Source organism: Pseudovibrio sp. WM33 (assembly GCF_001623165.1).
Classification (GTDB): domain Bacteria; phylum Pseudomonadota; class Alphaproteobacteria; order Rhizobiales; family Stappiaceae; genus Pseudovibrio.
Window position 1 is genome coordinate 3,550 of the sequence record NZ_LMCK01000141.1, and the last position, 24,928, is coordinate 28,477.

The following is a 24,928-nucleotide window of genomic DNA, read 5'->3' on the forward strand; positions in this document are numbered from 1 at the left end:
CACGAGGGTCTGACCGTTCAGCTTTGGCATTTCGCTTTCCAGGATCTTCAGGCGTGCCAGATAGAACGGCTCGCCGGTGACCTCATCGCGGGTCAGGTCCGGAGAGACGTTGAGTACAGCCGCACTCAGCTCTGGTGTGGTGCGCTGGTCGAAGGCGGCGAGGCGCACATAGGCGTCTTGTCCCACTTGCAGCTGGTCCACATCAACGGGCTGAACGCGGCTTTCGATCACCAGATCACTGTCTTCCGGCACCACCAGCATCAAGGTATCACCCGGTGCAATCACGCCGCCAACGGTATGAACGTTGAGCTGGTGCACATAACCGGACTGCGGCGCGCGGATGTCGATGCGCTTCAGGCGGTCCTGTGCTGCAACTTCCTGCTCTTCCAGTTCGGCAATCTGCGAGCGGATGTTTTGCAGGTCAGACAGAACTTTTTCCAAAAACTCTTCGTCCAGCTGCAGGATCTGCACGCGCTTTTCGCTGATGGCTTCCTTGGTCTGGGCGACCTGAGAGATCAGCCCGCCACGATCACCAACCAACTCGGCCCGTTCCCGCTTGATGGCGGTGACCTGAGAGGCGTTGATCAGGCGCTTTTCCAAAAGAGAAGCAAAGTCGGCGAGTTGCTGCGTGACAAGATCAATGCTTTCGGCTTTCGCATCGCGCTGCACCTGCAAGCCTTCAATCTGCTGCTCCAGCTGAGCAATCTGCTCGCCAAGCTGCTTCTTGCGGCCTTTGATGCCTTGCTGACGGGCAGCGAACAGGGCTTGCTCACCATCCAGAGCCGTGGCGGCAATCTTGTCGGTTTTCGCCAGCTTAACCAGATAGTCCGGGAAGGTGACCTGAGCGTCATTGCGCCATTCGGCAGAAAGGCGGGCTTCCTGCGCCTGCATCTGGTGAAGACGCTTGCGAGTGATGGCCAGATTGGCTTTCACCACGGTCTCATCCAGGCGGAACAGCACATCACCGGCTTTGACTTCATCGCCATCTTTGACGAGGATTTCGCCGACAATGCCGCCTTCCTGATGCTGCACCTTCTTGGCCTGACCATCGACAGCGATGGAACCGGAGGTGATCACAGCGCTGTTGATCTTGGCAACGGAGGACCAGCCGCCAAGGCCGAGCACAAGAACGCCAACAAGGACGAGGCCCCAGCGCATGTGTTTCTTACGAGAGGTCTGAATGGTGGTAAGTGTTGTTTGCTCAGGCATGTGGCACCACGCTCAATGGTCCTGTTTTTGCAGCAGCTGGGGCTGGTTTTGCGCCGGGGGCTGGAGCCGCACCGGGGGCTGGCACACCAGCGGGGGCGCTGATTTTTGGCAGGACTTCGTCTTTCGGGCCAAAGGCGGCCTGCTGGCCATCCTTTACAACAAGCAGCAGATCAACGGCTGAGATTGCGCTTGGACGGTGGGCAACGACAATGACAATGCTGCCGGTCTCGCGCATCAGCTTGATGGCGCGGGTCAGTGCTGCTTCGCCTTCTGAATCCAGATTGGAATTCGGCTCATCGAGCACGATCAGGAACGGGCTGTCATAAAGCGCACGGGCCAGACCCACACGCTGACGCTGTCCGGCAGAAAGTAAGGCCCCACCTTCGCCAACCTGCGTGTCATAACCATCAGCCAGACTGGTGACCAGCTCATGTACATGGGCGAGCTGGGCGGCTTCCAAAATCTTCTCGTCATCACGTTCTGCTGCAAAGCGGGAGATGTTTTCGGCAATGGTGCCGTCAAACAGTTCCACATCCTGTGGCAGGTAGCCAACTGCTGTGCCCAGACGGTCTTCCGACCATTGGCTCATCTCAGCGCCATCCAGACGAACGGCACCGCGCAGGATAGGCCAGACACCCACAAGCGCACGGACCAGACTGGTTTTACCGGACCCGGACGGGCCGATAACGCCCATGCCATCGCCTGCTTTGAGCTCAAAGTTGACGCCAGCCAGCGTGACAGCGCGTGCACCCGGAGGGGCTGTTGCGATCTGCTGTACATTGAGGCTTTTGCTTGGCAGCGGCAGCTCGGTTTCTGGCGAGGTCTCGTCCAGGCCTTCCAGCGATTTTTCCAGACGGGTGCGGGCCTGACGGGCGGCGATGAACACGCGCCACTGGCCAACAGCCTGCTCAACAGGAGACAGAGCACGAGAGGTGATGATGGAGGCTGCGATCATAACACCAGGTGAGACTTCCTGAAGGATCGCAAGCCATGCACCCACAGCCAGAACAGCAGAACCAAGCAGGAAGCGGAAGGCTTTGATGGCGGTGGCGAACAGCGAGGCGCGGTCGCCAGCTTTGGTCTGGGCATCATAAAAGCGGGCGTTGGCTTCATCCCACTTATTGGTGAGCGTTGAGCTCATGCCAAGGGCGCGCACCACTTCTGCGTTGCGCCGTGCACCAGAGCGGGTGTTGCTGCGCTGTGCGTTTTGCGAGGCCAGCTCTTTGGAGGGGTCGCGGCTCATGAACTCGTTGGCAAGCACAAGAGACAGAATGATGACCGCACCGGCCAGTGCCAGCATGCCGAGCCAGAAGTGCAGCACGAACACCAGACCCAGATAGATCGGCATCCATGGAATATCAAAGAGCGCGGCTGGACCCTGACCACCCCAGAACTGGCGCATGGTCTCCAGATCGCGGATCGGGTCTACGTTTTTGCCGCTGTTGCCCATGCGCAGTGGCACGCGCAGGTTGGCAAGGAACGCGGTGCGCGACAGACGGGCATCAATTTCCTGAGAAATACGCGACAGGCCACGGGCACGGATGCCTTCCAGCAGGGCGAAGAACAGGTAGAGGATACCGGCGAAGCTGGCGATGATCACCAGTGTTGGCACGCTGTGGCTGGCGAGCACGCGATCATAGATCTGCAGCATGAACATCGGACCCGTCAGCATCAACAGGTTGATGACCAGACTCAAGACCCCGACGCCCGCATACCCGGACCGAGACGCCGCAAACGCCTCAGCCACCATAGGGCGCTTTGGCTGCCCACTCTTCGATGTACTCATAGATACTCCCGAAACCACCTGGCCCCAAACTTCAGTGCGCGTCACGACCTCCCAAAGAACGATAGGACGCCTGTTACGCTACAAAACTCGTGGTTATGCCCCAACAAAAATTGTGGTCTCCATAGTATGTAAATCGCACACTATTTGAAAGGGGTAAGACGCTTAATTTTGCTCATCTATTGAATTTGAGGGAAATACCGCAAACTTATGATTTGATTAAATAATTATGCAACCTGCCATTGCGGCAGGTCGCACATTTTTCTACCTCTTATACAAACGTGAAATCGTCTGCATTGATGAGGCTGGAATCAACACCTGAAAGGGTGATGGAACCACCGTCGTAGCTGACGAGTGTGTCTGCACCAGTGTCCTGAATCGTAAGGTCTGCAAAGCTGTCTGCACCGCTTTCAAATCTCATGAAGTCAAGGCCATTGGAGAAGTCAACGATCGTGTCCGCACCACAGTTGATGTTGAACACGAAGGTATCACGACCAGAACCGCCGGAAAGGGTGTCGTCACCGAGACCACCTTCGAGGGTATCGTTACCAGCATTGGCATAGAGACCGTTGTCGGCTTCGTTACCAATCAGCTCATCATTACCTGAACCAGAATAAGCATTCTCGATCACAGTATCACGCATGATGGTCATGTTGCCGGTCAGGCCGTTCACGTCAGAGTAAGTCTCTGCCACCAAAGAGATTTTCTGGTCAGCGCGGACAGAACTGAAGTTGATGCTGTCGGTGCCGCCATTGTCCATGATGGTGAATGTGGCCGGGTTCAGGTCTGCGATGTCGTCGTAGTAACCGCCTGCTGTGGAGTTTTCACCGTAAACGGTGGACCCGGTACGCAGATCGGTTGCTGTGCCGTACAGGTCCTGCATAGCAAGGATGTCTGCAATCATTGGCGTGACGACGTAGGCACGGCTAGCGTCGACGCTGGTGTTCTCCACCTGATCGAAGTAGGACATGATTGTGCCCTGCCAGGAATCGTTGGAGTAGTGGTTGTCCACGCCGTAAGTCGCGCTGCCGTTGTAGTTGCCAGCATGACCCAGACCGAGAGCGTGACCGATTTCGTGTACGTAAGTCTGGAAGGCATAACCGTCCAGGCCGGTGCCGTAACGAGCAACCCAACCGGTGCTCACATTCACGGTTGAAGAAACGATAGTGCTGCCGCGTGTGCTCGAGTTGGCATACGCGCCACTGTCGTTGTCGTCAAATGTGATCTGAGCACCGGAGTTGACGGACCGGAACTCGATGCCAGTGACTTTTGTCCAGGCTTCCAGAGCTTTGGTTGCAAGCTCCCGGCCTGCTGAGTTCAAACCGTTGAGGTTCACGGTGAGGGACTCGCCCGGGCTTACGTCAAACGCACGACGACCACGGCCATTGCTGTTCCAGTAACCGTCGGTCAGCTGGTTTGCGATCTGGTCGTTAGTGAATGCGTTTGGATCGGTCGGCGGGTCAGTTGGGCCACCGTCAGAGTCAACGGAGATTCTATAGTCCCCGGTGTAACGGTCATTGTAGGATGCTGCGCCGATGTAGTAGGTGCCGCTGGATGTTGCGGTGAAGGTGATTTCGGAGTTGCGTCCGCTGCCGCCATCATCGTCTGTTGCAATTTCGTTTGTGTTGGAATCGAAAAGGTACAGGTATGTATCGGAAACGCCCCCACTTCCGATGCCATCCATTGAAATGGTGTAAGTTACTCCGGCCTCTACCTCGAGTTTAATTGCATCTTTATCGCCAGAAAAACTCAGCGTTCCCTCAAAAGTGTCACCCGATGAAATAGAGTATGGAGTGGTCGTGCTATATGGCGCATCACCTCCTTCAATAACTCTTGCCTCTTCAACGTGATTATCTCTAAACATATTATCTCCCCTAGAGTAATAGTAGTAGTAAACCACCTAAACGTATGAAGGATGCACTGAAAGGCAATATAAATGATCTTTAGATTCACAGAAGAAAGTAGTATTAACATATCTACTGGTTGAATCATTGACGAGCCCTCTGTGTGTGAATAGAATACAAAATATATTATTTTAGGTATAAAACATTTGAATATTTCAAATATATCAATTCAATATCTTAATATATTTAGATAAAATAAGTTTGCCTACTGATAAATAATTCTAAAAACTGACCAGTTGATCAAATAATTGTAGCATGTTTTTCTTCTGATCTATTCTAATAAAGAGATATTTAATACTTAAATATATTTGTTGATTCGAAGAATTTATCAATTCACGAAACTGTGAGATTGCTGGCAACATGCCTGTATATACGTGAAAATGCGTGATTTTGGTGGAACGTTTTATCAAATTAACGGAATTCATCCGGCAAGTTGACCTATAGGTAAGTGTGTATGCTGAAGTGAGTTCATAAAACACCCCGGTCAATGGGGCTTGACCAGGGTGAGTTGCGGGCAGGGTACGTCTCTACCCAGGGGAAATATATTCCTGAATGGCTCAGGAGAAGATTCTCCGCCCCTGAGCACACTTTGCAGATACGCGAGGCTGTAAAGCGAGATGGAGGTGGGGCGGAGAACGTTCCTGTGTGTATCTTCAGCCCGCAGAGGGGTGCTGAGTGAAGAACGTCATCACAGGTTCGCCATAAATTGCTGGTTCAGGTCGATTCCGTAGCCCGGTGCGGTTGGCTTTTCAAAGCCCCCATCCACCAACTCGGCTTCTGGCGTCACCAGATACTTGCGCAGCTCCCCGTCACAGAAGTCCGGATGCACATACTCAAAGTAAGGCGCGTTGCCGACTGCGAACTGATAATGGATCGCTGCCGCTGAGGTGATGCCTGTCTTCCAGTTGTGCGGCATCACCTGCACGTTGTGCGCGGTCGCCATCCCGGTGATCCGGCGCAGCTCTGTCAGGCCACCGCAACGGTTATAGTCAGACTGAAGTAGATGCACCTTGCCTTTGGTGATCCATTCTTCTGCTTCAAAGCGGGTGGTGCTCATTTCCGCACCGCAAATGCGGGAGTGGGTGTTTTCTACCAGTTTGGCGTGGCCGCTCTGATCATCGTGCTGCAAAGTCGCTTCTGCGAAGTACAGCTCCAGATCCTCAATGGAATTGAGCAGGCGTGCAACGTCATACCAGTCTGTAAAGCGGCATTCCGGCTTTTTTGGCCTTAATGTCCCATGCTGCAATGTCGATTGGAGACTTCGCTGGCAGTCCACCCCAGGTGCAGCGTGCTCCAAGCCAGTTGTTGAGTCCCTGAGTCATCAGCGGATTTTTGCCGATGAGACCAGGAACGATGGTACGCAGAGATTCAATGATGCACCGATCAAAGAAGTTCTCTGTGTAGCTCATAGTTGCGCCAAGACCCTCGGTTCCATCCTCGGTGAGCAGGCGTACAATGTTGTTGGTGTACAGCAGAGGTTCCTGATTATCCGCCCAGGGAATAGGGGGCGCATTCTCATCAGCCAAAGCATAAAGCTCGACCCGGCTAATTCTGCAGTCTTCCATTTTTAACTCCCAGTGTGCCTTGAGGCACCTTCCTTATTGCCCGACTTTTTACAGAGCGCTGCCAGCCGCACGCATCGCCTCGCGCAGCTCTTTTGTGTCGACATCCCTGTAATTGATCGCTTTGTCGATTTTCTGTTTTGTCGCCACAGCCGCCGCATGTCCCAGCTCAAAGCACTGGGCAGTAACGCGGGCAGAAGCGAGCGCTTCGTGTTCGGCGCTCAGGCGCCGTCCCGCGACAATCACGTTGTCCAGCTCCTTCGGCACCAGCGTGCCGTATGGAACCTCATAGTAATCTTCCATCAGCCAGTGCAGTTTGCTCTTCTCACCGGCGTGCATCTCAATCGGCCAGGAGGAGCGGACCACGCCGTCCTCAGGCTTGTCGCAGTTTGCAACATGCTCATTTGTCAGGGTGGTTTCGCCGCTGATGGTCCGTGTCTGGCGAATGCCCACTTCTGGTGGCATGTCAATCAGCTGGGATTCTTCGAAGTCTTTGATCTTGTCCTTGAAGAAGCGGTGGTATTCGCGCGCCTGACGACGGCCATAGACTTCCGCGTATGTGAAGTCAGCAGGATCCACCACGTTCAACAGCCGATTGTCCTGACCTGCCAGACGGGTGCAGTTCATCAGGAACACACCCTTTTGCGGGGTTGGGAACGCCCAGACTTTGTTGCGGAGTGTGTCGTACTCTCTGCTCTCGAAAGCTGTTTTCAGCTGTTCGATCATGTCAGGCGGGCAGATGGTGTTCTTGCCGAAGTAATCGTAGAAATCGCTTTCCACCACGTCTGACAGACGGAAGATCATGGTTGGGTTCTGAATGGCCCCCTTATCCCCGAAGCTGTACTCACACCCCGCTTTCGTCACGAGAGCCGCATCTCCTGACGTATCAATGAATGCTTTTGCCTTAAGGAAGGTGCTGCCTGCTTTGGATTCCACACGGATCGCGGTGATCTCATCACCATCGCGGACCACCTCGGTCATGTAGGTGTGGTAGAGGCACTGTACGCCGGATTCCTCAAGAAGATCGTCCGCTGCTTCGCGCCAGATCAGCGGATCAAAGGTCACCACGTGAGTGTTGCCGTAGATTTGTGGGGCGGTGGCACCGCCTTTGGCCAGTAGGCGAGCACGAAACTCTTCTGCGAAACCGAAAACAATTTGCTTGGCGTTTTTGTTTTCGATGTCGTCCTGGGTGAGGAACAGACCGCAGATAGTACCTGACAGGCCGGCAACCACACCGCCGCCACACCAGATGGGCCACCACCGCAAACAACAACATCTGCTTCAGCAAGAACAGGAGATGCGGTTTCTGCTAGGGCAGTCTCTTTCCAGTTTTTCATGGGTGCTTACCTTGTATGCCACACTTTATGCCTGTTTGCTTTATCTCTGAGTCCATGAGGACTGTTTTCAGAAACATATTGTCAAATCTGCCATATTAGCAACCTTAAAGGCAAAAACTGGTGGCTGTAGCAATGGTAATAACCCTTAGAAATCGATAAAAACCGCGAAATAATGAACGCTGACATACCAATATTGATCTACTGACATGCCAGAGAGATTCAGCATTTTTCAGAGTGTCAGTTCGCGATAAAGTCCTAATTACTTTAGCTTTTGTAGTTTATCTAAAATCCGCAAAGCGCGGGGAACCCATGAAAACTATGTAGTTTTTGCGTGACAGAATGACACAATGCCGAAGACTGATAGGTTACATTATCTAGGAGGGGTCCAGAACTGATATGGCAGCCGAGTGAAAAACCGCCAAACAAGATCCAATCGGCTGACATAGCAGCAAAAGAAAAGAAGAGACCGCTGGCAAATCGGGAATGCACTGTGCTACACTGTGATACAACTGACGCAGAAATAATGCTTTTAAAACAGGGGGTAACCGTGGCTCACCAGAAAACTCAGGCTGAGCTTGCGCGCACGGAAATTGAGAGAAAGTTGTTTTTCAACGAGCTTGATGTTTCAGCTCTGTACTCTGAAAACAAACTCGCCTCTCTGTTGGATCTGGGCCGAACGCCCGTTCGTGAGGCGCTTCAGGCGCTGGAGCAGGATGAGATGCTGGCCATCCATCCGCGCAAAGGGGTTCAATTCCTCTCCATCACCGCAGAGCAGCAATTGCAGCTGCTGGAAGTGCGCAAGCAGATTGAGCCGATCTGCCTGAGATTTGCAGCCATGCGCGCCTCAACTGATCAACGCCGCGAGATGCTGGCGCTCGGGTCACTCATCGTGCAAAGCGCGAAGGATGAGGATGAGAAGTCGCTGCTGTCCAATCTGCAAGACATCCACCGCATCGTGACAGAAGCGACCAACAACCCATACTTCCACCATTCCCTTGCTCGCGTGCAGAGCCAGTCACGCCGGTTCTGGTTTGCCAACAAAGACAAATCCGACAACCTGCTGTGCTCGTATCATCATGAAGCAATCATGCGCGCGGTTGCCATGGGCAATGAAGAAGAAGCCGTCAAGCAATCCGGCTTGCTGCTGGAGCACTTGACCGAATCTGCTTTCAAGGCCCCAAAACTGGGCTGAGCAGACGCAATCTAAGCATTGAATTGAGAGCGGGTGAGTCGCAAGACCTGCCCGTTTTTCGTGCCAATATGCGGTTAGTCCACGCCTTCAACGATCACGGTTTCCACATCAGCGATGCCAATTCGAAACTCGCGGGCGGTTTGGTATTCGGGGGAGTTGTAGCAGTTCAACGCATCTTCCATGCTGTCAAACTCCACGATGACATGACGATGGTATTCTTGACCCTCGAGTTGCTCCGCCCTTTCGCCGCGCGCAAGGATGCGGCCAGTGTGTTTTCGCAGGACACTCGGAGCGGCCTCGATATAGAACCGATAGATATCAGGATTTTTGATATTGACGCGGGCAATCCAATAGGCTTTTGGCATCTGTTTTTTGTTCCTGAATCAAAGGTTTCTGACCGGCGGCAGACCATAATCTTTGGGTCTCACGGGAGCCAGATCATTGTCGTTCGTGCATTATAGAGCGCTTGCCTGCAGGCGTTACTACCGGCTTTTGACCAACCAAAAATTCAAGTGAATCTAACGCTAGGGCCGTTTCTTAAAATGCGCTCAAAATCGGCAAAATAGAAAATTGTTCTTGATTAAACGGCGAGCTTTGCTAGTTTGCTAACACGAATTAGCAATGGATTGATGTTGCCTTTTCCGGGAAAACAAAGGGCTGGCCCCGAGAGCGTTTGTCGGAATGCGACGGCATCAGCCTGAAGACGGAATCACGAGGCGAACAGCCTCTCTGGTTCTTCATAGTACATTTATTCGCGGCGGACTTCTGAGCTTTCTTCAACCCTGCTGGAAGTCTGGGTGTTTGTTTGACCCGCCCGGTGGTGGCGGGCACATGGTGTGAGTGGGGGCTTAAGTGCTTAAAGGGATCAACCCGATCATTTTCCCGGACCTGTTAAAGATCCTGCACGAGATGGGACATGGAGAAGAGATCGTGTTCAGCGATGCGCATTTTCCGGCCTATTCCGTTTGCGACACCGTGCTGCGCGCTGATGGGTGCGAAGCGACAGATCTGCTCAAAGCCGTCATGCCGCTTTGGGAGCTGGACCAATATGACCCCGAAAACGTGATGATGATGGCCGCCGTGGAAGGTGACCAACTGCCGGATGGACTGGTGGACGACTACCAGAGCGCTCTGCCTGCAGGAGCTGAAATCACCTTTGTTGAGCGGTTTGCGTTCTATGAAAAAGCAAAGAAAGCCACCTGCGTTGTGGTGACAGGCACGACACGCAAGTATGGCAACGTCATTATCAAGAAGGGCGTGATCCAGAGCTAAAGCGCTTCCCCGCCAAGTGGGTCCGGTGTTCGGATTGGGGGGGGGCGTGCAAATGAGGCAACGGAGGCTGCGGCAGAACTCTGGGAGGAGTGCTGCAAGCAGTCAGGTATCAACCGGGTGTCTCAGCCATTTCATATTGCTGATCTGCAGTCGCAGCACCAGTCGGGATCTGTGCGTTCTCACTGAGGTTTGCAGGCCAGTATTGGGGGGAGAAAAAAATGAATACCATCGTCAGGATGACGGGTATTGAAAAGACGTTTCCGGGTGTGCACGCCCTGAAGAATGTGCAGTTTGACTTGCGTGCCGGTGAAGTTCACGCCCTGATGGGAGAGAACGGTGCTGGCAAATCCACCTTGATGAAAGTTCTTTCCGGTGTTTACACTCGTGACGACGGCAAGATTGAAATCAACGGTACAGCGGCTGACCCAAAAGGGCCGCGAGAAGCGCAAGACCTCGGAATAGGCATCATCCATCAGGAACTCAGCCTGATGAACGATCTGACAGCAGCGCAGAACATCTTCATTGGCCGCGAGCCGCGCCTGAGATTTGGACGTCTCGATGAGGCTGCGCTCAACCAGAAGACCCGCGACATCTTTCAGAGCATGGCGTTGGATTTGCAGCCTGACGTGCTGGTTGGCAACCTGACCATTGCCAAACAGCAGATGGTGGAGATTGCCAAGGCGCTCTCCTATCGCTCGCAGGTGCTGATCATGGATGAGCCGACCGCCGCGCTGAACGACAAGGAAATCGCCGAGCTGTTCACCATCATCCGCCGTCTGAAGGCGGAAGGTGTGGGCATCATCTATATCAGCCACAAGATGGACGAGCTGAAACAGATCTCCGATCGCGTCACCGTCATGCGTGATGGCGAGTATGTGGGTACCGTCCCTGCCACTGATACGCCGGTCAATGAGATCATCTCCATGATGGTTGGACGTGAGGTGAAAGAAGAAGCCGTGGACGTGCCGGATCTTTCAGCGGCAGACGTTGCTCTGGAAGTGAAAAGCCTGAACCGGGGAACTGAAATCCGCGATGTCAGCTTTGCGCTCAAGAAAGGCGAAATCCTCGGCTTTGCAGGGCTCATGGGGGCAGGGCGCACAGAAGTGGCCCGCGCGATCTTTGGCGCTGATCCGCTGGATTCAGGTGAAGTCTGGGTGGATGGCCATAAATGCAAAATCAACAGCCCGTCGGATGCCGTACAGGTTGGCATTGGTTATCTGTCAGAGGACCGCAAGCATTTCGGTCTGGCAACGGGCATGGATGTGCGCGCCAATGTAGCTATGGCCAGCTTGGACCAGTTCTGCAATCGTCTTGGCGTGCTGAATGAAGCTGGCATGGCAGAGGTCGCCGCCAGGTACATCAAGCAGCTGGAAATCAGAACACCTTCTGACAAGCAGGAGCTTCAGTTCCTGTCTGGAGGCAACCAGCAAAAGGTGGTCATTGCCAAGTGGCTGCTGCGCGACTGCGACATCCTCATTTTTGATGAGCCTACACGTGGCATTGATGTGGGGGCAAAATCCGAAATTTATAAGCTGTTGAACTCACTGGCAGAGCAGGGCTGCGCGATCATCGTCATCTCCTCCGAGCTGCCAGAGGTTATGCGCCTCAGCCATCGCATCGCGGTGATGTGCGAAGGCCGCCTGACAGGCATTTTGCCGGGTGGCAGTTCAACATCGCAAGAAGACATTATGCGCCTCGCAACACAACGCGACCCAGCAGCGCAAATTGTGAGTGAAGTACAATGACAGACACCACCTTAACCCCGCAAAAGAACCTTATCGGTCGTTTTGTGAGCTCCGGCGCGCACCAGAAACTGCTCGCCTTTGCCAGCTTGATTGTGCTGCTCATCGGCTTTGGTCTGGCCTCGCCAAACTTCATGCAGATGTCCAACATGATCGCCATTTTGCAGGCGACATCGGTCAACGGCGTTCTGGCCATTGCAGCAACGCTTATCATCATCACCGGCGGTATTGATCTTTCCATCGGCACCATGATGACCTTCTGTGCCGTGATCGCCGGAGTCGTGCTCACATACTGGGGCCTGCCCCTGCCGCTTGGTGTTGTCGCTGCCATTGGCGCTGGTGCACTCTGTGGCCTGTGTTCCGGCACATTCGTTGCCAAAATGAAGGTGCCACCCTTCATCGCAACGCTTGGCATGATGCTGATTTTGAAGGGCCTGTCCCTCGTCATCTCCGGCACACGCCCAATTTATTTCAACGACACGCCGGGGTTTGATCTCATTTCCCGCGGCTCCGTGATCGGTGCTGTCTTTCCGGGCTTTCAAATCCCGAATGGTGTGTTGATCCTGTTCCTTGTTGCGATTGCAGCTTCCTACGTTCTGGGAAGAACTGTTTTGGGCCGCTACACCTTCGCACTTGGGTCCAACGAGGAATCCGTGCGCCTGTCCGGCGTCAACACGGATGCCTGGAAAATGGGAATTTACGCGCTTGCAGGTGGGATCTGCGGCATCGCGGGAATTCTCATCGCGTCCCGCCTTAATTCCGCTCAGCCAGCGCTTGGCCTTGGATATGAGCTGGAAGCAATCGCTGCTGTGGTGATTGGCGGAACGTCTCTGGCCGGTGGTCGCGGCACCATCATGGGAACGCTGATTGGGGCACTGATCATGGCCGTTCTGACCAACGGTTTGCGTGTGCTCTCCGTGGCTCAGGAATGGCAGACCGTGGTGACTGGCGCGATCATCATTCTGGCAGTCTATGCGGATATGGCCCGCAAGAAAAAAGCTCATGCATAAGTTCGGTTGGGGCGCTTTTGTCCCAGCATCTTTAGTGGAGCGAATTCTTATCGTTTGATTGAATCCAATCCAACGGAACACGCTCTGAATTATTTCATTGGGAGGAAATAGTTATGTTTACAAGACGTACTCTGATTGGCGCATTGGCCTCTGCAACATTGCTTGCAACCAGCTCGCTTTCATTCGCAGCGGATAAGGTTTACATCCCGCTGATCTCCAAGGGCTTCCAGCACCAGTTCTGGCAAGCTGTGAAGGCAGGTGCCGACAATGCAGCCGCTGAGCTGAACGTGGAAATCACCTTTGAAGGTCCGGACAGCGAAGCCATGGTGGATCGCCAGATCGACATGCTGGCCGCAGCGCTGGCGAAAAACCCGGCAGCAATCGGCTTTGCCGCGCTGGACAGTCAGGCTGCTATTCCACTGCTGCGTCAGGCACAGTCTGCTGGCATTCCAATCATCGCATTCGACAGCGGCGTGGAAAGCGAAATTCCAGTGGCGCTGGCCGCAACTGACAACGTTGCAGCAGCAAGCCTTGCAGCTGACAAGATGGCAGAGCTGATCGGCAAGAGCGGTAAAGTGGCCGTGGTTGCGCACGACCAGACCAGCCGCACCGGCATCGACCGCCGCGATGGCTTCCTCAACCAGATGAAGAACTATCCGGATATCGAAATTGTCACCGTTCAATACGGCGGCGGCGACCAGCTCAAGTCCACCGAGCTGACCAAAGCGATCCTGACAGCCAACCCGGACATCAAAGGCGTCTTTGGCACCAACGAAGGGTCTGCCATCGGTGTTGCCAACGGCGTACGTGAAATGGGCAGCAAAGATGTTGTGATCATCGGCTACGATTCTGGCCGCGCCCAGAAAGACGCCGTCCGCAGCGGCCTGATGGCAGGTGCGATCACCCAGAACCCGGTCGGCATCGGTTATGAAACCGTCAAAGCCGCCGTCATGGCCTCACAGGGCAAAGACGTCCCATCCAACATCGACACCGGCTTCTACTACTACGACGCCTCCAACATGGACTCCCCAGAAATCGCAGCCGTCCTCTACGACTAAGCATCTCCGGGTTATCTGACACAAAACCAAAAGGCCTCTCATCACGAGAGGCCTTTTTTGTGGCCGTGTTTTATATCTTCGCCTTGCGGAATACTGCGGGGGTGGCGCCGGTCCAGCGTTTGAAGGCGACGGAGAAGGCGGCTTGGTCGGCGAAGTCGAGCAGGAAAGCGACCTGGGCGATGCTGTCTGTTCCCACCAGCAAGCGCTTTGCCAGATCACAGCGGGCAGATTCCACCAGAGACTTGAAGTTTGTGCCTTCCTCGGAGAGTTTGCGCGTCAGGGTCCGGCGGGTCATGCAGAGTTCTTTGGCAACTTCATCGCCGCTCGGCAGGCTGCCGGGTAAGCGGGAGCGCACCAGTTTGATGACTTTGGCAGACAGGCCGGTTCGGTTTTTCGGCAGCTGGCTCAGTCGTTCCTCTCCATGCTTCAGCAAATGCTCTCGCAAAGCTGTGTCGGAAGTCGCGATCTGAAACTCGAACCCACCAGTGGGCAATCTTACGCCGTTGATTGATTGAACGCCTGTAACCTCGCAGTCTGCCAGTTGAGATAGCCGTGCACAGTGCTCCGTATCTTCGCATTCCAGCAAAACAGACATCTTCCCAAAATCATCGCCTGCAATCTGTTCTGTGCGTTTGAGCAAACCAAAAACCAGAAACTCACGATGCCTCGGAAACTGATGAGCGCTGAGAATGTCACTGCTCAGGCAAATGGTGGGCTCAGCTTCACTGCCATCCAGATCAAAGCGAAGATCCGGGTCTTCCAATGCGTAGTATTTTTGCGCGAAGCGAAACACCTGTCCGATGTTGTCACTGGCCTGCGCCAGATAGGCCAGAAGTGTTTTTGCGCCAGGGGAAGCCAGTCCGGCTCGCGCAGCAAAGGTTGGGTCTTCCAAAGCCTCGCAGGCTGTTTCCAGTGCAGCGGCTTCTCGTTGCAGATCTATTCTGGCTGTTGCGTTGCTCAGCTCTTCCACTGAAACACCGACAGCTTCCAGAATCTTGTCGAAGCCGAGAGCCGCGTTTGGCTCTCGTCCGTATACTTGCGCCGCATGGCGCAATCGGTAGGCGCTTATGCGTGTCATGCTGACTTCCACTCTGTCTGAGAGGGGCGCCTCAACATTCTTTTGCGTCGATTAGCCTCTCAAATGTCCAGAAATCAAAAATCGATGGCCAGAACTCTAAAGAACGTCCTTTGCTCATACGTTAATTTACTGAGATCAACAAACGGTGCTGCCTAGGACGGTAGCTTTCTAATCAAAGCAAAGGACATTCACCGTGAAGTCGATCATCCTTTCAAGCGTCATGGTAGTTGGCGCGTTAACCACCGAAGCCTCAGCAGCAGGTGGTGAACCACGCTGGTGGGTTCCACCAGGAGAATCTGACAGTTATTCCATTGTCAGTCTTATCGTTTTCTTTCTGGCCTTTCTTTTGATTGTGCATCTTTATTCCCGCTTTGACCGCTATGCGGAACACAAGGCAAAGGGAACACCGCTTCGCACAACAGTGCCGGTGATGCTGACTGTGGCCCTTGCCTATGAAGTTATGCCGGCACTGTCTCATTTCAGCATTTTGCTTCCGGCATCCTTGATCCTCACAGCGATCGCTCGCGATTTTATGCTGTGGTGGACTCCTAAAATGCAGGAGGCGAACAAATGATTGAGCTTCTTGTAACCTCTTTTCCCTTCGTGTTGCGGGTATGGTACCTGCGCTGGAAGGGCATGCCGATTACTCTCTACAATGTGCATTATGCCTTGGTTTTGTGGGTGTTTATGGCTCTCGCTGTCTTCTTTGCGGTGTTCTATTACTACCCGAAGTCGTTCACCGGCATCGTGCCTTTCAAAACGGTTCCTGTCGTTGCCGAAAATGGCGGAACAGTTACCGAGGTCTTCGTAGAAGGTGGAGACCACGTCAAAGTGGGTGATCCATTGTTCACCACTGAAAGTGCGATGGAAAAAGCCAAGGTTGAGCATGCCAGCCGCAAGATTGATGAAATCAAGAGCGCCATTAAAACAGCGCATCTTGAAGTGGAAACAGCTGATGCAGCCCTGGATGCCGCCAAAACTGGCTTGAAACAGGCTGAAATGACACTAGCGGACCACGAAGAGCTTAAATTGAAGAACTCCGCCGCATTTCAGCGTGGCAGACATGAGCGTGCAATCTCTCAAAGAGACACAAGCGTGGCTGATGTGAAAGCGGCAAAAGCGAAGCTGGAAGCAGCTAAAGTTCAGGCCCATTCTACGCTTCCTTCTCAGTTAGCCAGTGCGAAAGCCACGTTGGAGCAGGCAGAAATTGAGCTTAAGAAAACAAAAGTTTACAGCCTGGTTGATGGTGTGGTTGAGCAAGTGACCCTGCATGTTGGAGCACGAGCTGCTCAGGCGGCAATGGCCCCCGCAATGGTCATCATCCCGGACCGGACAAAGCGTGAAGGTTCCCGAGTGGTTGCAGGTTTCTCTCAGGTTTCCCGCACTGAACTTTACGAAGGCATGGCTGCTGAGATCGCTTGTGAAAGCAACTTCAACATCGCGATGTACCACACGGTTCTTCCAGCACGGATCACTCGCATTCAGGAATCTATTTCTTCAGGCCAGATGGCACCAACAGGTCGACTGATGGAACCAGGAGAACGCGCCAAACGTGGTCAGGTTGTAGCTCACCTCGATCTGGTCTACCCGGAACACCAGAAGTATCTCGTTCCTGGCAGTGGATGTGTTGTTCAGACTTATACAACAGACCTGAAAGATGACATGGCAGGCGGTGTAACAGCCCACGTGATCTCAGCCCTCGGCGTCATCAAAGCAGTCGGTCTTCGAGTGAAAGCATGGCTCGGCCTTGCAATCGGAATTGGCCTTGCAGGATCCACTCACTAAGAGCGTAGTTTCAAAAAGTTTCTCCCAAAGTCGGAAAGCAAACCGATCAAGAACTCAAGGATCCGAACTGGTTCCACTCGGGAGTACCATCGAAGAGAGCAGCCCAACTGGCAATCTGAGCAATCCGGTCTCTTCAAAGCAACCCAGTGGTCAGAGCAGTAAGGACCAACGGCGAGAACCCTGAAAGCCGAATTAAAGCCTTACGACCACCAATAAAAAGAAGAAGAAAAATGTCTATTAAAGCCCTGACAATCGCAGCAGTTGCCCTCTCCGTTGGTTACACAGTCGACTATAACCCAAGACCTTCACAGCCTGGCACCAAGTCCATCTCACCAATCTCCTTCAAGATAGGTGAGGCAAATGCCCAGACAGCAGAACGCAACGCAGCCCGCCGGACCGCACGTCGCACATCCCGCCGTGTCAACCGTCGCCAAGACATCGCAGGCTGCACACCTTGCAACGCTTACTACAACTGCGGTGGCGTCTATTACCAAGCCGTCGTTGAAAACGGCGCAACAGTTTATGTGGTTGTAAATCCATAAGGGAGACTACCGTCCCTCCCAGATGTCCCACCGTCCTGGCATCATGGGTGACCAACCACAAAAGGCCTCTCATCACGAGAGGCCTTTTTTCTGTTTGCGGCTAGTGGTGAGAGTGCAGGCTGATGGATTGCGTAAAGTTGACTTGTTCTCCCACATTCCAGCTTTGACACCTTGGAATTGCTGGTTTTAGTATGGGTGGGGTGAATGGTTGGATGGAGCTCTGGGATGGTGGAACTGGGTGATCTTGCGGGGCTTTGGCAGCGGCTTGGGGGGGAGGAACTCCGGGGCATCTTTATTGGGCTCAATCGGGAGCAGGTTGAGGAGTTGGTTGCAGCGGCGGATGCGCGGCGCGTGGCAGGGCAGAAGCTGAGTGCTATTGATGGGCAGATTGTTGCGATCAAAGGGAATATTGCGCTGAAAGGGCGGGCAACGACGGCGGGCTCTGCTGTTTATGCCACCGAGATTGAAGCTGAGAATGCAGCGGTGGTGCAGCAGGTGATTGAGGCAGGGGGCATTCCCATCGGGCCTGCCAACATGACCGAGTTTGCGTTTTCTGGTATCGGGCTCAACCCCCATTATGGTAATGCACCCAACGGGTTGGATGCCGCGCTTATTCCGGGCGGCTCGTCCTCTGGCAGTGCAGCAGCGATCTCCAACGGCATTTGTGATCTGGCGATTGGCAGCGATACCTCCGGTTCTACACGGGTTCCTGCAGCCTTTCAGGGCATTTGCGGGTATCGGGCGACCATGGGGCGATATCCCATGGAAGGTGTTGTGCCGCTTGGGGCGAGCCTTGATGTGCTGGGGCCGATGGCACGAACGGTTGACGGTATCTGCGCGCTTGATGCGGTGATGAGTGGCAAAACCTTGCCTGAAAACAAGGATGCAGAGGAACGGGCCTTCCGCTTTGTGGTGCCGGATCTGGAAGGACTGGGCATCTCCGCTGAGATTATGGAGATGTTTGAGCATTGCATCGATACGCTTGTTGCCGCTGGCATCCATATCGTCCGCCGTGATTTGCGGCCAATTTTGAAGGCGCATCTGCTGTTTTCTGAGCATGGAACGCTGGTCAGCGTGGAAGCGCGGGAGCAGATCTCGCAGTTTGTGGACCTGAGCAAGGACCAGATCGACCCGCAGATCATAGCCCGTCTGGAACACGCCCTGCCCATGACGCCAAAGAAACTGGCTTATCTCAGACGTCAGCGGGCGGTGCTTCAGTCAGAGGTGGAGGCGCAGCTGAAAGAGGACTTGGTCCTGATGCCGACGGTACCGGATGTACCGCCTCTTATCTCAGAGGTAGAGGAAAGCATCGAGGCGTTCCAGAAAGCCAACGCACAGGCTTTGCGGCTGACCATGATCACCGCCTTCCTGAACATGCCATCGCTCACCTTGCCGGTTGACCCCGGCAAACCATCGCACAGCATTTCCATCTGTGGGGCTGCGGTTCACGATGAGCAGGTGTTGGCAGCAGGACGAGCCGTGGAGCATGTGCTGCGATAGCGCTCAATCTATGAACCTCCATGCTCAGGCAGGCTGCTTTCTCGCCTGAGCATGGAGACTAAAGCTATACTGTTGTTTTCTGGTGTGATGACTTCCAGACCTCGACGGGTTCTTCCGAGCCATCAGAGACTTCGTAGAAGCGCTCTTTAATCTGCCCATCAAGAGACAGTGTAATTACAGCAAATCCGTTGCGAACCCGAGGTTCCTTATTTTTCAATGGCGTATGCGAGTAGTAATCTATGTTTGGTTTGCCATCCAGACCGGAGGGAGCTCCATTCGGGATCGCTGCATTTCCAGAGCATCTTACTTTCGCAAACCGTCCATCAGGACCTTTCGCAGCTGGCAGCTGGTCGCCGTAGACAACACCCAGATGAACATGACCCCAGTACCAATAGTCTGGCGTGCCGCCCAGATCTGCAAGAGTTTCATCCCACAGTGGTTCTCTTGTAAGGCCATCAAAGCTGATCGGATTATGATGGGTCAGGAGAATGACATCCTTGCCTTTTCTACCTCCAACGACTTGCTGTAACCAGTCTTTTTGGACGCTCGATTTACTGCCGCCCAAGGTGCCGTCCATGAAGAGTGTTGAGGCGGACGAGTAGTAGGCGCTGTCGAGGCCCAGCATCATCCAGTCGCCAAACTTTAGCGCAAAGAAACTGGCTTTCTGCTGCTCGTTGAAAGGCGTGTTTGCAGGCGTCAAAGCGATCTTAAAGTAACCGTTCGCTCCATCATACATTTCGTGGTTGGAATTGAGTGTGAAGGACGTTCCGGCCATTTTGCCACCAGCAAAGCGGTCTGCGGGCCACATCTGGAGGAGGTTATCGTTCTCTTCACTGGATTCCGTGCCAGCGTAATAAACATCCCCGAGATGGATAATGTAGTCAGGATTATCAATCGTAGCGCTCTTGCTGATCGCATCCATCACGGCCTTGGCGGGGCCGCCGTCGCTGGTGTAATCTCCAGTCCCCCAATCTCCAAGGATCGCGATGCTCACCTCGTTTTGAGAGGTCCCCGCCGCCAAATCGATGACGCCTGCTGGTGCGGTGTTGAAGGGCGCCTTTTTATTCGGGAAGAGACTGTAGTAAATCACATAGACAAGGCAGACGGCCCACCCAACATCGGCCATCTCATATTTGCCGAAGCCCAAAATTGAGCCGTCTGACATGACAATACCGCCAAGGTCGATTTGCTGTTTGATGGTGCTGTAATCATCCAGCAGAGGTGCCTTTAGCTGTCCGCCTGTTTCCCACTCCAGAAACTCTTTTACGACTGCAAACACATCCTCGTAATCTTCGGGTGGATTGAAGGTCCAGAAGAGGGAAAGGCCGAACTCAATATTACCTCCATCTAGGTCGATTTGAGGTGGTGCAGATTTCAAAATGCCCTGCTTGTTAAGCTCGCCAAACAGCATTCGCTCGCTGGCTTGCAAGGCTTGGTTCAGGCTAGGCCCTGCGACGACTTTCGGCTTTGTATCGGTCGTTTTCAGATGTTGCAGTTGCTCTCTGATTTGGTTGATCTTGTTTTGCAGATCGGCGTTTGGCGTGTTCATATTATCCCCCAACTGAAGCTGATAGGTGCAGCGATCTCGCGTCGAAACCGCTGCACATGAGCATCATTCCCGCAGGCATTAGGCGACCTATGTATAAAGGTTGCAATACCTGCATTCTCACAGCTCATGACCGCTTCTGGGGGATGAAGACAGTCTGAGCAATGGGTTAGGTGCTCAGCTCATAGCCTCTGTGAAGAAGATGAGTTTGTTGTGGTCGAGATCTCTTACATAAGCTGAAATGTAAGGACCTCGCTGGTTTGGGTCGCCCTCATTGGTGCCGCCTAGGTCGATGGCAAGTTTGTGGAGCCTTTTGACCTCTTCGACAGTGTCGACGCCAAAGCCAACCATTGCACCATTTCCATGCGTTGCAGGCTTCCCATCAATGGGCAAGGCAGTCGCAAATGCAAAATTTTCATTTTGCCAATAGGTCAGCCTTTCATTGGCCGCAACTTGCTTCGGTCCGCCTTGCTCGAAGAGTGAGTCATAGAACTTGGCGGAGGCTTCTCTGTTGTTTGTTCCGACAGTGAAATAGCCAATTTTCATCGTGTGATCTCCATGTGTTGAACTCGGGTCACCTCGGTTGTATTGACAAATAGGACATTTAATGTCCTATTTTTTCTATGGCGCGCACAAATTCAAATGGCAGATTAAGACGGATGGAATTGCTGGCTGTTCAGCTGAAGCAGGAAGAGCTTTGCACAGTCAAAGATCTGGCCCTTCAGCATGATGTCAGCGAACGCACGATCACTCGGGACCTTCAGCTGATGCGCGAGCAGGGCCTGCCTATTGATGCTGATCGTGGTCGCGGTGGTGGTGTCCGCCTTGATCGTAACTGGGGTGTTGGGCGCATGAACCTAGCGTACCCGGAAGCGGTCGATCTGCTGATCAGCATCGCGGTCTCAGAGCAAATGGACTCGCCCATGTTTCTGGCGAGCCTCGGTTCCGTTCGCCGACAACTGGTGGCGTCGTTCTCACCGGAAAAGCGGCATAAGGTAAACCGCCTGAAGTCTCGTATTCTGATTGGGTCCACCGCCTCCACTTATGTGCAGCGGACGATCAATGCGCCTCCCAAAGATGTCGTGCAGGCGCTGCATCAGGCCTTCATTGATCAGGTGATGCTCACAATCGGATATAAGCGTGAGGACGGTGCAAGTTCCGAACGGCGGATCGAGCCTCACTACCTCATGTTGAATTATCCTGTTTGGTACGTGATCGCATTTGATCATCTGCGCAATGCGCCGCGCACATTTCGGTGTGATCGAATTCTGACGGCGGAGATGACGGCGGAGATGACGGCGGATCATTTCCGACTGCTACCGAAGGAAGAGTTTCAGGAGACTTTAGACAAAAACGGCCTTCTGATATGATCGCACGACAAACACTCATTTCAACGCATGCAAAACGCGAGTAACGCAGATTTCACGTAAAAAACGCAAAATCGCGCAAGCTGTTCGTTCTGTCATGCATTCATGAGAAAATTTCCGCCTCAGATCAGCGGTAAGCTGATCCCCCTACTTGAAACACCTCACATACTCGATAAAATCTCTCAGCAATTTTAAGTATTTGTCGTTCCAGAGGATGATCCATGAAACTATTACACTCATGCGTGGCTGCTGCAGCTCTTGTTGCGTTTTCGTTTAGCGCGCAGGCGGAAACCCGCGTCACTTATAAATCAGCGAAAACCTCATCCTCCTATTACCAGATGGCAGTACAGATTGCGGAAGCAATGAAAGAAGCCTCAGGTGGAGATATCATTGTAACCGTTGAAGAAAGTCAGGGTTCTGTTCAGAACGTGATGGAATCTGCGGTGCGCCCGGGCAACTACGTTTTCACCACACCGCCAGTGTTGGTGAAACTCGCCAAAGGCGGGAAGGCGATGTTCGAGAAGCGGGCAAATCCCAAGTTTGGTGAAATCCGTGCACTGTTCCCAATCCCGTCATTGACCATGCACTTTGTTGTTGGTGAAGACAGCGGCATTGAGAGCTTTGCGGACATGAAGGGTAAGAAAATCCTCATCGGCAAAGGCTCCTTTGGTGCGCGTGAAGGCGCTAAGTACCTGAAACTGTTTGGCCTTGAAGGTGAAGTAGAGCTGGCAGATGTAGAGCTTTCCAACGCTGTGCCTGCGCTGAAGAATGGTCAGATTGATGGTTTCGTGACCGCCGGATCTTACCCGGCGCCAAACGTGATTGAGGCTGCTGCTGGTACCGGTGTAGATGTTCTGTCTCTTTCTGATGATCAGATCGCCCAGACCAAGCGCACCAAACTGGTGATCCCAGCTGGCACTTACGCAGGTCAAGACGCTGACATTACAACAACTTCTCTGCCAGTTGTAGCTTACACGACAACGCAGATGGATGATGCAACCGCGTACGCGCTGACCAAAAGCTTCTGGGACCAGAAGGAAAAAATGGGCAAGGGCGCAGCATGGTGGAACGGCGTGAGCAAAGATCTGCTCGGCAACATCAGCGGCAAAATCCATCCGGGCGCACTGAAGTTTTATGATGAAGTTGGGTACACAATCACCGACGCGCAGCGCTAAGCCAACGATTTAACACACTTGCTTGGGCCCGGAGTGATCTTCGGGCCTTTCTCTTCCTGGGCTGTTTCATTGAATAAAATTCATCGTTACATCTGGCTCGTTCTCGGCGCGGCCACTGTTCTGTTTCATCTTGGGCTGATCTTTTCTGGTCTGGTTCCCAATCTGGTCAGCCGTCCGCTGCACATGGCTCTCGCGCTGCCTTGGGCGCTCATCCTGATGGCGCGTAATCCCCTTGAGAAGGTGACGGGTTATGTACTCACAGTCTTTGGCGTTTTCGCTGCTGGCTGGATTGCATGGAACCACTCAGACCTGTCGGATCAATATGGCTATCTTATTGATGATTTTCAGCTTTATCTGGCATTCGGTCTGCTGATCACGGTGCTAGAAATGGCGCGCAGAGCCATCGGCTGGCCGCTGCCGCTGGTGGCTTTGATTGCTCTGGCCTATGGCATGTTTGGGCAACATATCCCCGGTGAGTTTGGCTATGCTGGTGTTCCGCTGGAAAGTTTTCTCGGCACCATGACCATTGCTGAAGGGGGATTATGGGGCAAGCTGACGGGAGTATCTGTTGGTGTTGTCGCGATCTTCGTCATTTTCGGTGCATTTTTGAATGCCGGTGAAGCAGGCGCTGGTTTCATGAATGTGGCTGCCGCCGCCGCAGGTAAGCTGAAAGGCGGAACGGCGAAAGTCTCAGTGATTTCATCGGCTTTGTTCGGTTCCATCTCTGGTTCTGCTTCCGCCAACGTAGCCTCTACCGGGGCGATTACGCTGCCCGCCATGACCAAACTGGGCTACCCGCGTGCACTTGCCGCCGCCGTGGAAGCTGTCGCCTCCTCAGGGGGACAAATCATGCCACCGCTGATGGGAGCGGGCGCTTTTGTCATGGTGGAACTAACCGGCGTTCCCTACACCGGCATCATGGCCGCTGCGATTTTGCCCGCATTTCTGTACTTTTTCGCGGTCTGGATGGGCATCAATGCCTTCGCGCGGCGCTATGAGCTGAAGGGATTGGCGGCGGAAGACCAGCCGGATACGCGCTCAGTTATCATCACATCGCTGTTCTTCCTCGTGCCGTTTACGGTGCTGCTCTGGGCGATGTTTGTGCTGGGTTATACCCCTCAATACGCAGCGTGTCTGGCGATTATGGCAGCGGTTGTGTTGTTGCTGATCGACAAGAACTTTAAGGTAGACCTGCGGAAAATCGGTGGGCGCTTCGAGCAAGCGCTGATGAACTCCGGCAAACAGGTGGCAATGATCGCGTCGATTATTCTCTGTGCCTCCATCATCATCGGCACGCTTGGGGTGACAGGCCTTGGGGTGAAGATCACCTCACTTATCCTCTCCGGTTCTGGCGGCATGTTGTGGCCAGCTTTGCTGCTGACGGCTCTGGCTTGCATGGTTCTGGGCATGGAAGTGCCAACAACTGCAGCCTATGTGATCTGCGTTTCTGTTGCTGGGCCAGCGCTTATTGATATTGGGCTGGAACCGCTTCAGGCACACCTGTTCGTGTTCTGGTTCGCGCTGCTCTCCACCATTACTCCCCCTGTTTGCGGAGCGGTGTTTATCGCTGCGGGAATGGTAAATGAGAACTGGTTGAAGGTCGCTCTGTTCGCTATGGCGCTGGGTATTGGTCTTTACCTTATCCCGTTGGGAATGATAGCAAATCCGACGCTGATCACGCTTGTGAGTTCGCCTGTTTGGTCGTTGTTGGCAACAGTCAAGGTGGGGCTCGCGCTCTCCGCTATTTCCTACGGAGTCATCGCACCGTTCTCACCACTTATCCGCGGTGGCCTGATCGCGGGCGGTGGTGTTCTGCTCTTCATCTGAGTGCAAAAAAAACAGGCGCTGCTCTGGGTGAACAGCGCC

22 protein-coding genes are annotated in these 24,928 nt (G+C 53.6%); 12 read left to right on the forward strand and 10 right to left on the reverse strand.

Features of this window, described 5'->3' with window-relative positions; all coding sequences use genetic code 11:
• The 6 genes from PsWM33_RS24440 to PsWM33_RS24470 all read right to left on the reverse strand — a co-directional run.
• The coding region (locus PsWM33_RS24440; RefSeq protein ID WP_063301997.1) for an HlyD family type I secretion periplasmic adaptor subunit at window positions 1-1,209 on the reverse strand (1,209 nt) is incomplete at its 3' end.
• Window positions 1,202-2,995: a type I secretion system permease/ATPase gene (locus PsWM33_RS24445; protein ID WP_063301955.1), complete on the reverse strand. Its 1,794-nt coding sequence runs from the start codon at window positions 2,993-2,995 to the stop codon at window positions 1,202-1,204. The genes PsWM33_RS24440 and PsWM33_RS24445, both read right to left, overlap by 8 nt.
• A 268-nt stretch (window positions 2,996-3,263) precedes the next feature.
• Window positions 3,264-4,856 carry a M10 family metallopeptidase C-terminal domain-containing protein gene (locus PsWM33_RS24450; protein ID WP_063301956.1) on the reverse strand — a complete coding sequence of 531 codons (1,593 nt, stop codon included), beginning with the start codon at window positions 4,854-4,856 and terminating at the stop codon, window positions 3,264-3,266.
• A gap of 728 nt (window positions 4,857-5,584) precedes the next feature.
• Entirely contained in the window at window positions 5,585-6,142 is a 558-nt protein-coding gene (locus PsWM33_RS24460; RefSeq protein WP_208994732.1) for an enolase C-terminal domain-like protein, read from the reverse strand.
• On the reverse strand, window positions 6,084-6,461 hold the full coding sequence (locus PsWM33_RS24465) for a hypothetical protein (protein ID WP_063301958.1): 378 nt from the start codon (window positions 6,459-6,461) through the stop codon (window positions 6,084-6,086). Before PsWM33_RS24465 ends, PsWM33_RS24460 begins: the two co-directional genes overlap by 59 nt.
• Window positions 6,462-6,509: 48 nt before the next feature.
• Entirely contained in the window at window positions 6,510-7,724 is a 1,215-nt protein-coding gene (locus tag PsWM33_RS24470) for an FAD-dependent oxidoreductase (RefSeq protein ID WP_208994733.1), read from the reverse strand.
• Between the two features lie 618 nt (window positions 7,725-8,342).
• On the opposite strand from PsWM33_RS24470, the gene PsWM33_RS24475 reads away from it, so the two are divergent.
• Window positions 8,343-8,987, forward strand: coding sequence for a GntR family transcriptional regulator (locus PsWM33_RS24475; protein WP_063301998.1), 645 nt, complete (start codon window positions 8,343-8,345; stop codon window positions 8,985-8,987).
• A gap of 74 nt (window positions 8,988-9,061) precedes the next feature.
• Here the strand turns inward: PsWM33_RS24475 and PsWM33_RS24480 are convergent, their stop codons facing one another.
• The gene (locus PsWM33_RS24480) at window positions 9,062-9,352 is read right to left on the reverse strand and encodes a DUF1330 domain-containing protein (RefSeq protein ID WP_063292884.1); all 291 of its coding nucleotides are present in this window, start codon (window positions 9,350-9,352) and stop codon (window positions 9,062-9,064) included.
• A 487-nt stretch (window positions 9,353-9,839) separates the two neighbouring features.
• Between PsWM33_RS24480 and fucU the strand changes: the two genes are divergently transcribed.
• From fucU to PsWM33_RS24500, 4 genes are all read left to right on the forward strand, one after another.
• A complete protein-coding gene (fucU, locus tag PsWM33_RS24485; RefSeq protein ID WP_063287999.1) occupies window positions 9,840-10,259 on the forward strand; it encodes an L-fucose mutarotase in 420 nt (139 codons plus the stop codon).
• Between the two features lie 218 nt (window positions 10,260-10,477).
• A complete protein-coding gene (locus tag PsWM33_RS24490; RefSeq protein ID WP_063301959.1) occupies window positions 10,478-12,004 on the forward strand; it encodes a sugar ABC transporter ATP-binding protein in 1,527 nt (508 codons plus the stop codon).
• Entirely contained in the window at window positions 12,001-13,011 is a 1,011-nt protein-coding gene (locus PsWM33_RS24495) for an ABC transporter permease (RefSeq protein WP_063288001.1), read from the forward strand. The genes PsWM33_RS24490 and PsWM33_RS24495 overlap by 4 nt, the downstream gene beginning before the upstream one ends.
• A gap of 113 nt (window positions 13,012-13,124) precedes the next feature.
• Complete coding sequence (locus tag PsWM33_RS24500) at window positions 13,125-14,069, forward strand: ABC transporter substrate-binding protein (RefSeq protein ID WP_063301960.1); 945 nt, start codon at window positions 13,125-13,127, stop codon at window positions 14,067-14,069.
• A gap of 70 nt (window positions 14,070-14,139) precedes the next feature.
• Here the strand turns inward: PsWM33_RS24500 and PsWM33_RS24505 are convergent, their stop codons facing one another.
• Entirely contained in the window at window positions 14,140-15,147 is a 1,008-nt protein-coding gene (locus tag PsWM33_RS24505; RefSeq protein WP_208994734.1) for a helix-turn-helix domain-containing protein, read from the reverse strand.
• 193 nt (window positions 15,148-15,340) lie between these two features.
• Between PsWM33_RS24505 and PsWM33_RS24510 the strand changes: the two genes are divergently transcribed.
• The 4 genes from PsWM33_RS24510 (at window position 15,341) to PsWM33_RS24525 (ending at window position 18,974) form a co-directional block, all read left to right on the forward strand.
• Window positions 15,341-15,721, forward strand: coding sequence for a hypothetical protein (locus PsWM33_RS24510; protein WP_153039717.1), 381 nt, complete (start codon window positions 15,341-15,343; stop codon window positions 15,719-15,721).
• Window positions 15,718-16,932: an HlyD family secretion protein gene (locus PsWM33_RS24515; protein ID WP_063296140.1), complete on the forward strand. Its 1,215-nt coding sequence runs from the start codon at window positions 15,718-15,720 to the stop codon at window positions 16,930-16,932. The genes PsWM33_RS24510 and PsWM33_RS24515 overlap by 4 nt, the downstream gene beginning before the upstream one ends.
• Before the next feature lie 230 nt (window positions 16,933-17,162).
• Entirely contained in the window at window positions 17,163-17,474 is a 312-nt protein-coding gene (locus PsWM33_RS24520) for a hypothetical protein (protein WP_063301961.1), read from the forward strand.
• Window positions 17,475-17,678: 204 nt separating this feature from the next.
• On the forward strand, window positions 17,679-18,974 hold the full coding sequence (locus PsWM33_RS24525; RefSeq protein WP_208994735.1) for an amidase family protein: 1,296 nt from the start codon (window positions 17,679-17,681) through the stop codon (window positions 18,972-18,974).
• A 64-nt stretch (window positions 18,975-19,038) separates the two neighbouring features.
• Here PsWM33_RS24525 and PsWM33_RS24530 read toward each other — a convergent pair whose 3' ends face one another.
• Both PsWM33_RS24530 and PsWM33_RS24535 read right to left on the reverse strand, forming a co-directional pair.
• Window positions 19,039-20,523 (reverse strand): metallophosphoesterase family protein, encoded by a 1,485-nt coding sequence (locus tag PsWM33_RS24530; RefSeq protein ID WP_063301962.1) that lies wholly within the window; start codon window positions 20,521-20,523, stop codon window positions 19,039-19,041.
• A gap of 174 nt (window positions 20,524-20,697) precedes the next feature.
• A complete protein-coding gene (locus PsWM33_RS24535) occupies window positions 20,698-21,066 on the reverse strand; it encodes a VOC family protein (RefSeq protein ID WP_063288009.1) in 369 nt (122 codons plus the stop codon).
• Window positions 21,067-21,179: 113 nt separating this feature from the next.
• Here PsWM33_RS24535 and PsWM33_RS24540 point away from each other — a divergent pair, with 113 nt between their 5' ends.
• From PsWM33_RS24540 to PsWM33_RS24550, 3 genes are all read left to right on the forward strand, one after another.
• On the forward strand, window positions 21,180-21,890 hold the full coding sequence (locus PsWM33_RS24540; protein ID WP_063301963.1) for a helix-turn-helix transcriptional regulator: 711 nt from the start codon (window positions 21,180-21,182) through the stop codon (window positions 21,888-21,890).
• 218 nt (window positions 21,891-22,108) lie between these two features.
• Window positions 22,109-23,062 (forward strand): TAXI family TRAP transporter solute-binding subunit, encoded by a 954-nt coding sequence (locus tag PsWM33_RS24545; protein ID WP_063301964.1) that lies wholly within the window; start codon window positions 22,109-22,111, stop codon window positions 23,060-23,062.
• Between the two features lie 69 nt (window positions 23,063-23,131).
• Entirely contained in the window at window positions 23,132-24,889 is a 1,758-nt protein-coding gene (locus PsWM33_RS24550; RefSeq protein ID WP_063302000.1) for a TRAP transporter permease, read from the forward strand.
• Window positions 24,890-24,928 lie beyond the last annotated feature (39 nt).

What these genes read in the sequence shown, in the direction of transcription:
- PsWM33_RS24445 (WP_063301955.1), bottom strand. Translation starts at nt 2,995, where the DNA reads ATGAGTACATCGAAGAGTGGGCAGCCAAAGCGCCCTATGGTGGCTGAG.
- PsWM33_RS24450 (WP_063301956.1), bottom strand. Translation starts at nt 4,856, where the DNA reads ATGTTTAGAGATAATCACGTTGAAGAGGCAAGAGTTATTGAAGGAGGT.
- PsWM33_RS24465 (WP_063301958.1), bottom strand. Translation starts at nt 6,461, where the DNA reads ATGGAAGACTGCAGAATTAGCCGGGTCGAGCTTTATGCTTTGGCTGAT.
- PsWM33_RS24480 (WP_063292884.1), bottom strand. Translation starts at nt 9,352, where the DNA reads ATGCCAAAAGCCTATTGGATTGCCCGCGTCAATATCAAAAATCCTGAT.
- PsWM33_RS24490 (WP_063301959.1), top strand. Translation starts at nt 10,478, where the DNA reads ATGAATACCATCGTCAGGATGACGGGTATTGAAAAGACGTTTCCGGGT.
- PsWM33_RS24495 (WP_063288001.1), top strand. Translation starts at nt 12,001, where the DNA reads ATGACAGACACCACCTTAACCCCGCAAAAGAACCTTATCGGTCGTTTT.
- PsWM33_RS24500 (WP_063301960.1), top strand. Translation starts at nt 13,125, where the DNA reads ATGTTTACAAGACGTACTCTGATTGGCGCATTGGCCTCTGCAACATTG.
- PsWM33_RS24505 (WP_208994734.1), bottom strand. Translation starts at nt 15,147, where the DNA reads ATGACACGCATAAGCGCCTACCGATTGCGCCATGCGGCGCAAGTATAC.
- PsWM33_RS24515 (WP_063296140.1), top strand. Translation starts at nt 15,718, where the DNA reads ATGATTGAGCTTCTTGTAACCTCTTTTCCCTTCGTGTTGCGGGTATGG.
- PsWM33_RS24520 (WP_063301961.1), top strand. Translation starts at nt 17,163, where the DNA reads ATGTCTATTAAAGCCCTGACAATCGCAGCAGTTGCCCTCTCCGTTGGT.
- PsWM33_RS24525 (WP_208994735.1), top strand. Translation starts at nt 17,679, where the DNA reads ATGGTTGGATGGAGCTCTGGGATGGTGGAACTGGGTGATCTTGCGGGG.
- PsWM33_RS24530 (WP_063301962.1), bottom strand. Translation starts at nt 20,523, where the DNA reads ATGAACACGCCAAACGCCGATCTGCAAAACAAGATCAACCAAATCAGA.
- PsWM33_RS24535 (WP_063288009.1), bottom strand. Translation starts at nt 21,066, where the DNA reads ATGAAAATTGGCTATTTCACTGTCGGAACAAACAACAGAGAAGCCTCC.
- PsWM33_RS24540 (WP_063301963.1), top strand. Translation starts at nt 21,180, where the DNA reads ATGGAATTGCTGGCTGTTCAGCTGAAGCAGGAAGAGCTTTGCACAGTC.
- PsWM33_RS24545 (WP_063301964.1), top strand. Translation starts at nt 22,109, where the DNA reads ATGAAACTATTACACTCATGCGTGGCTGCTGCAGCTCTTGTTGCGTTT.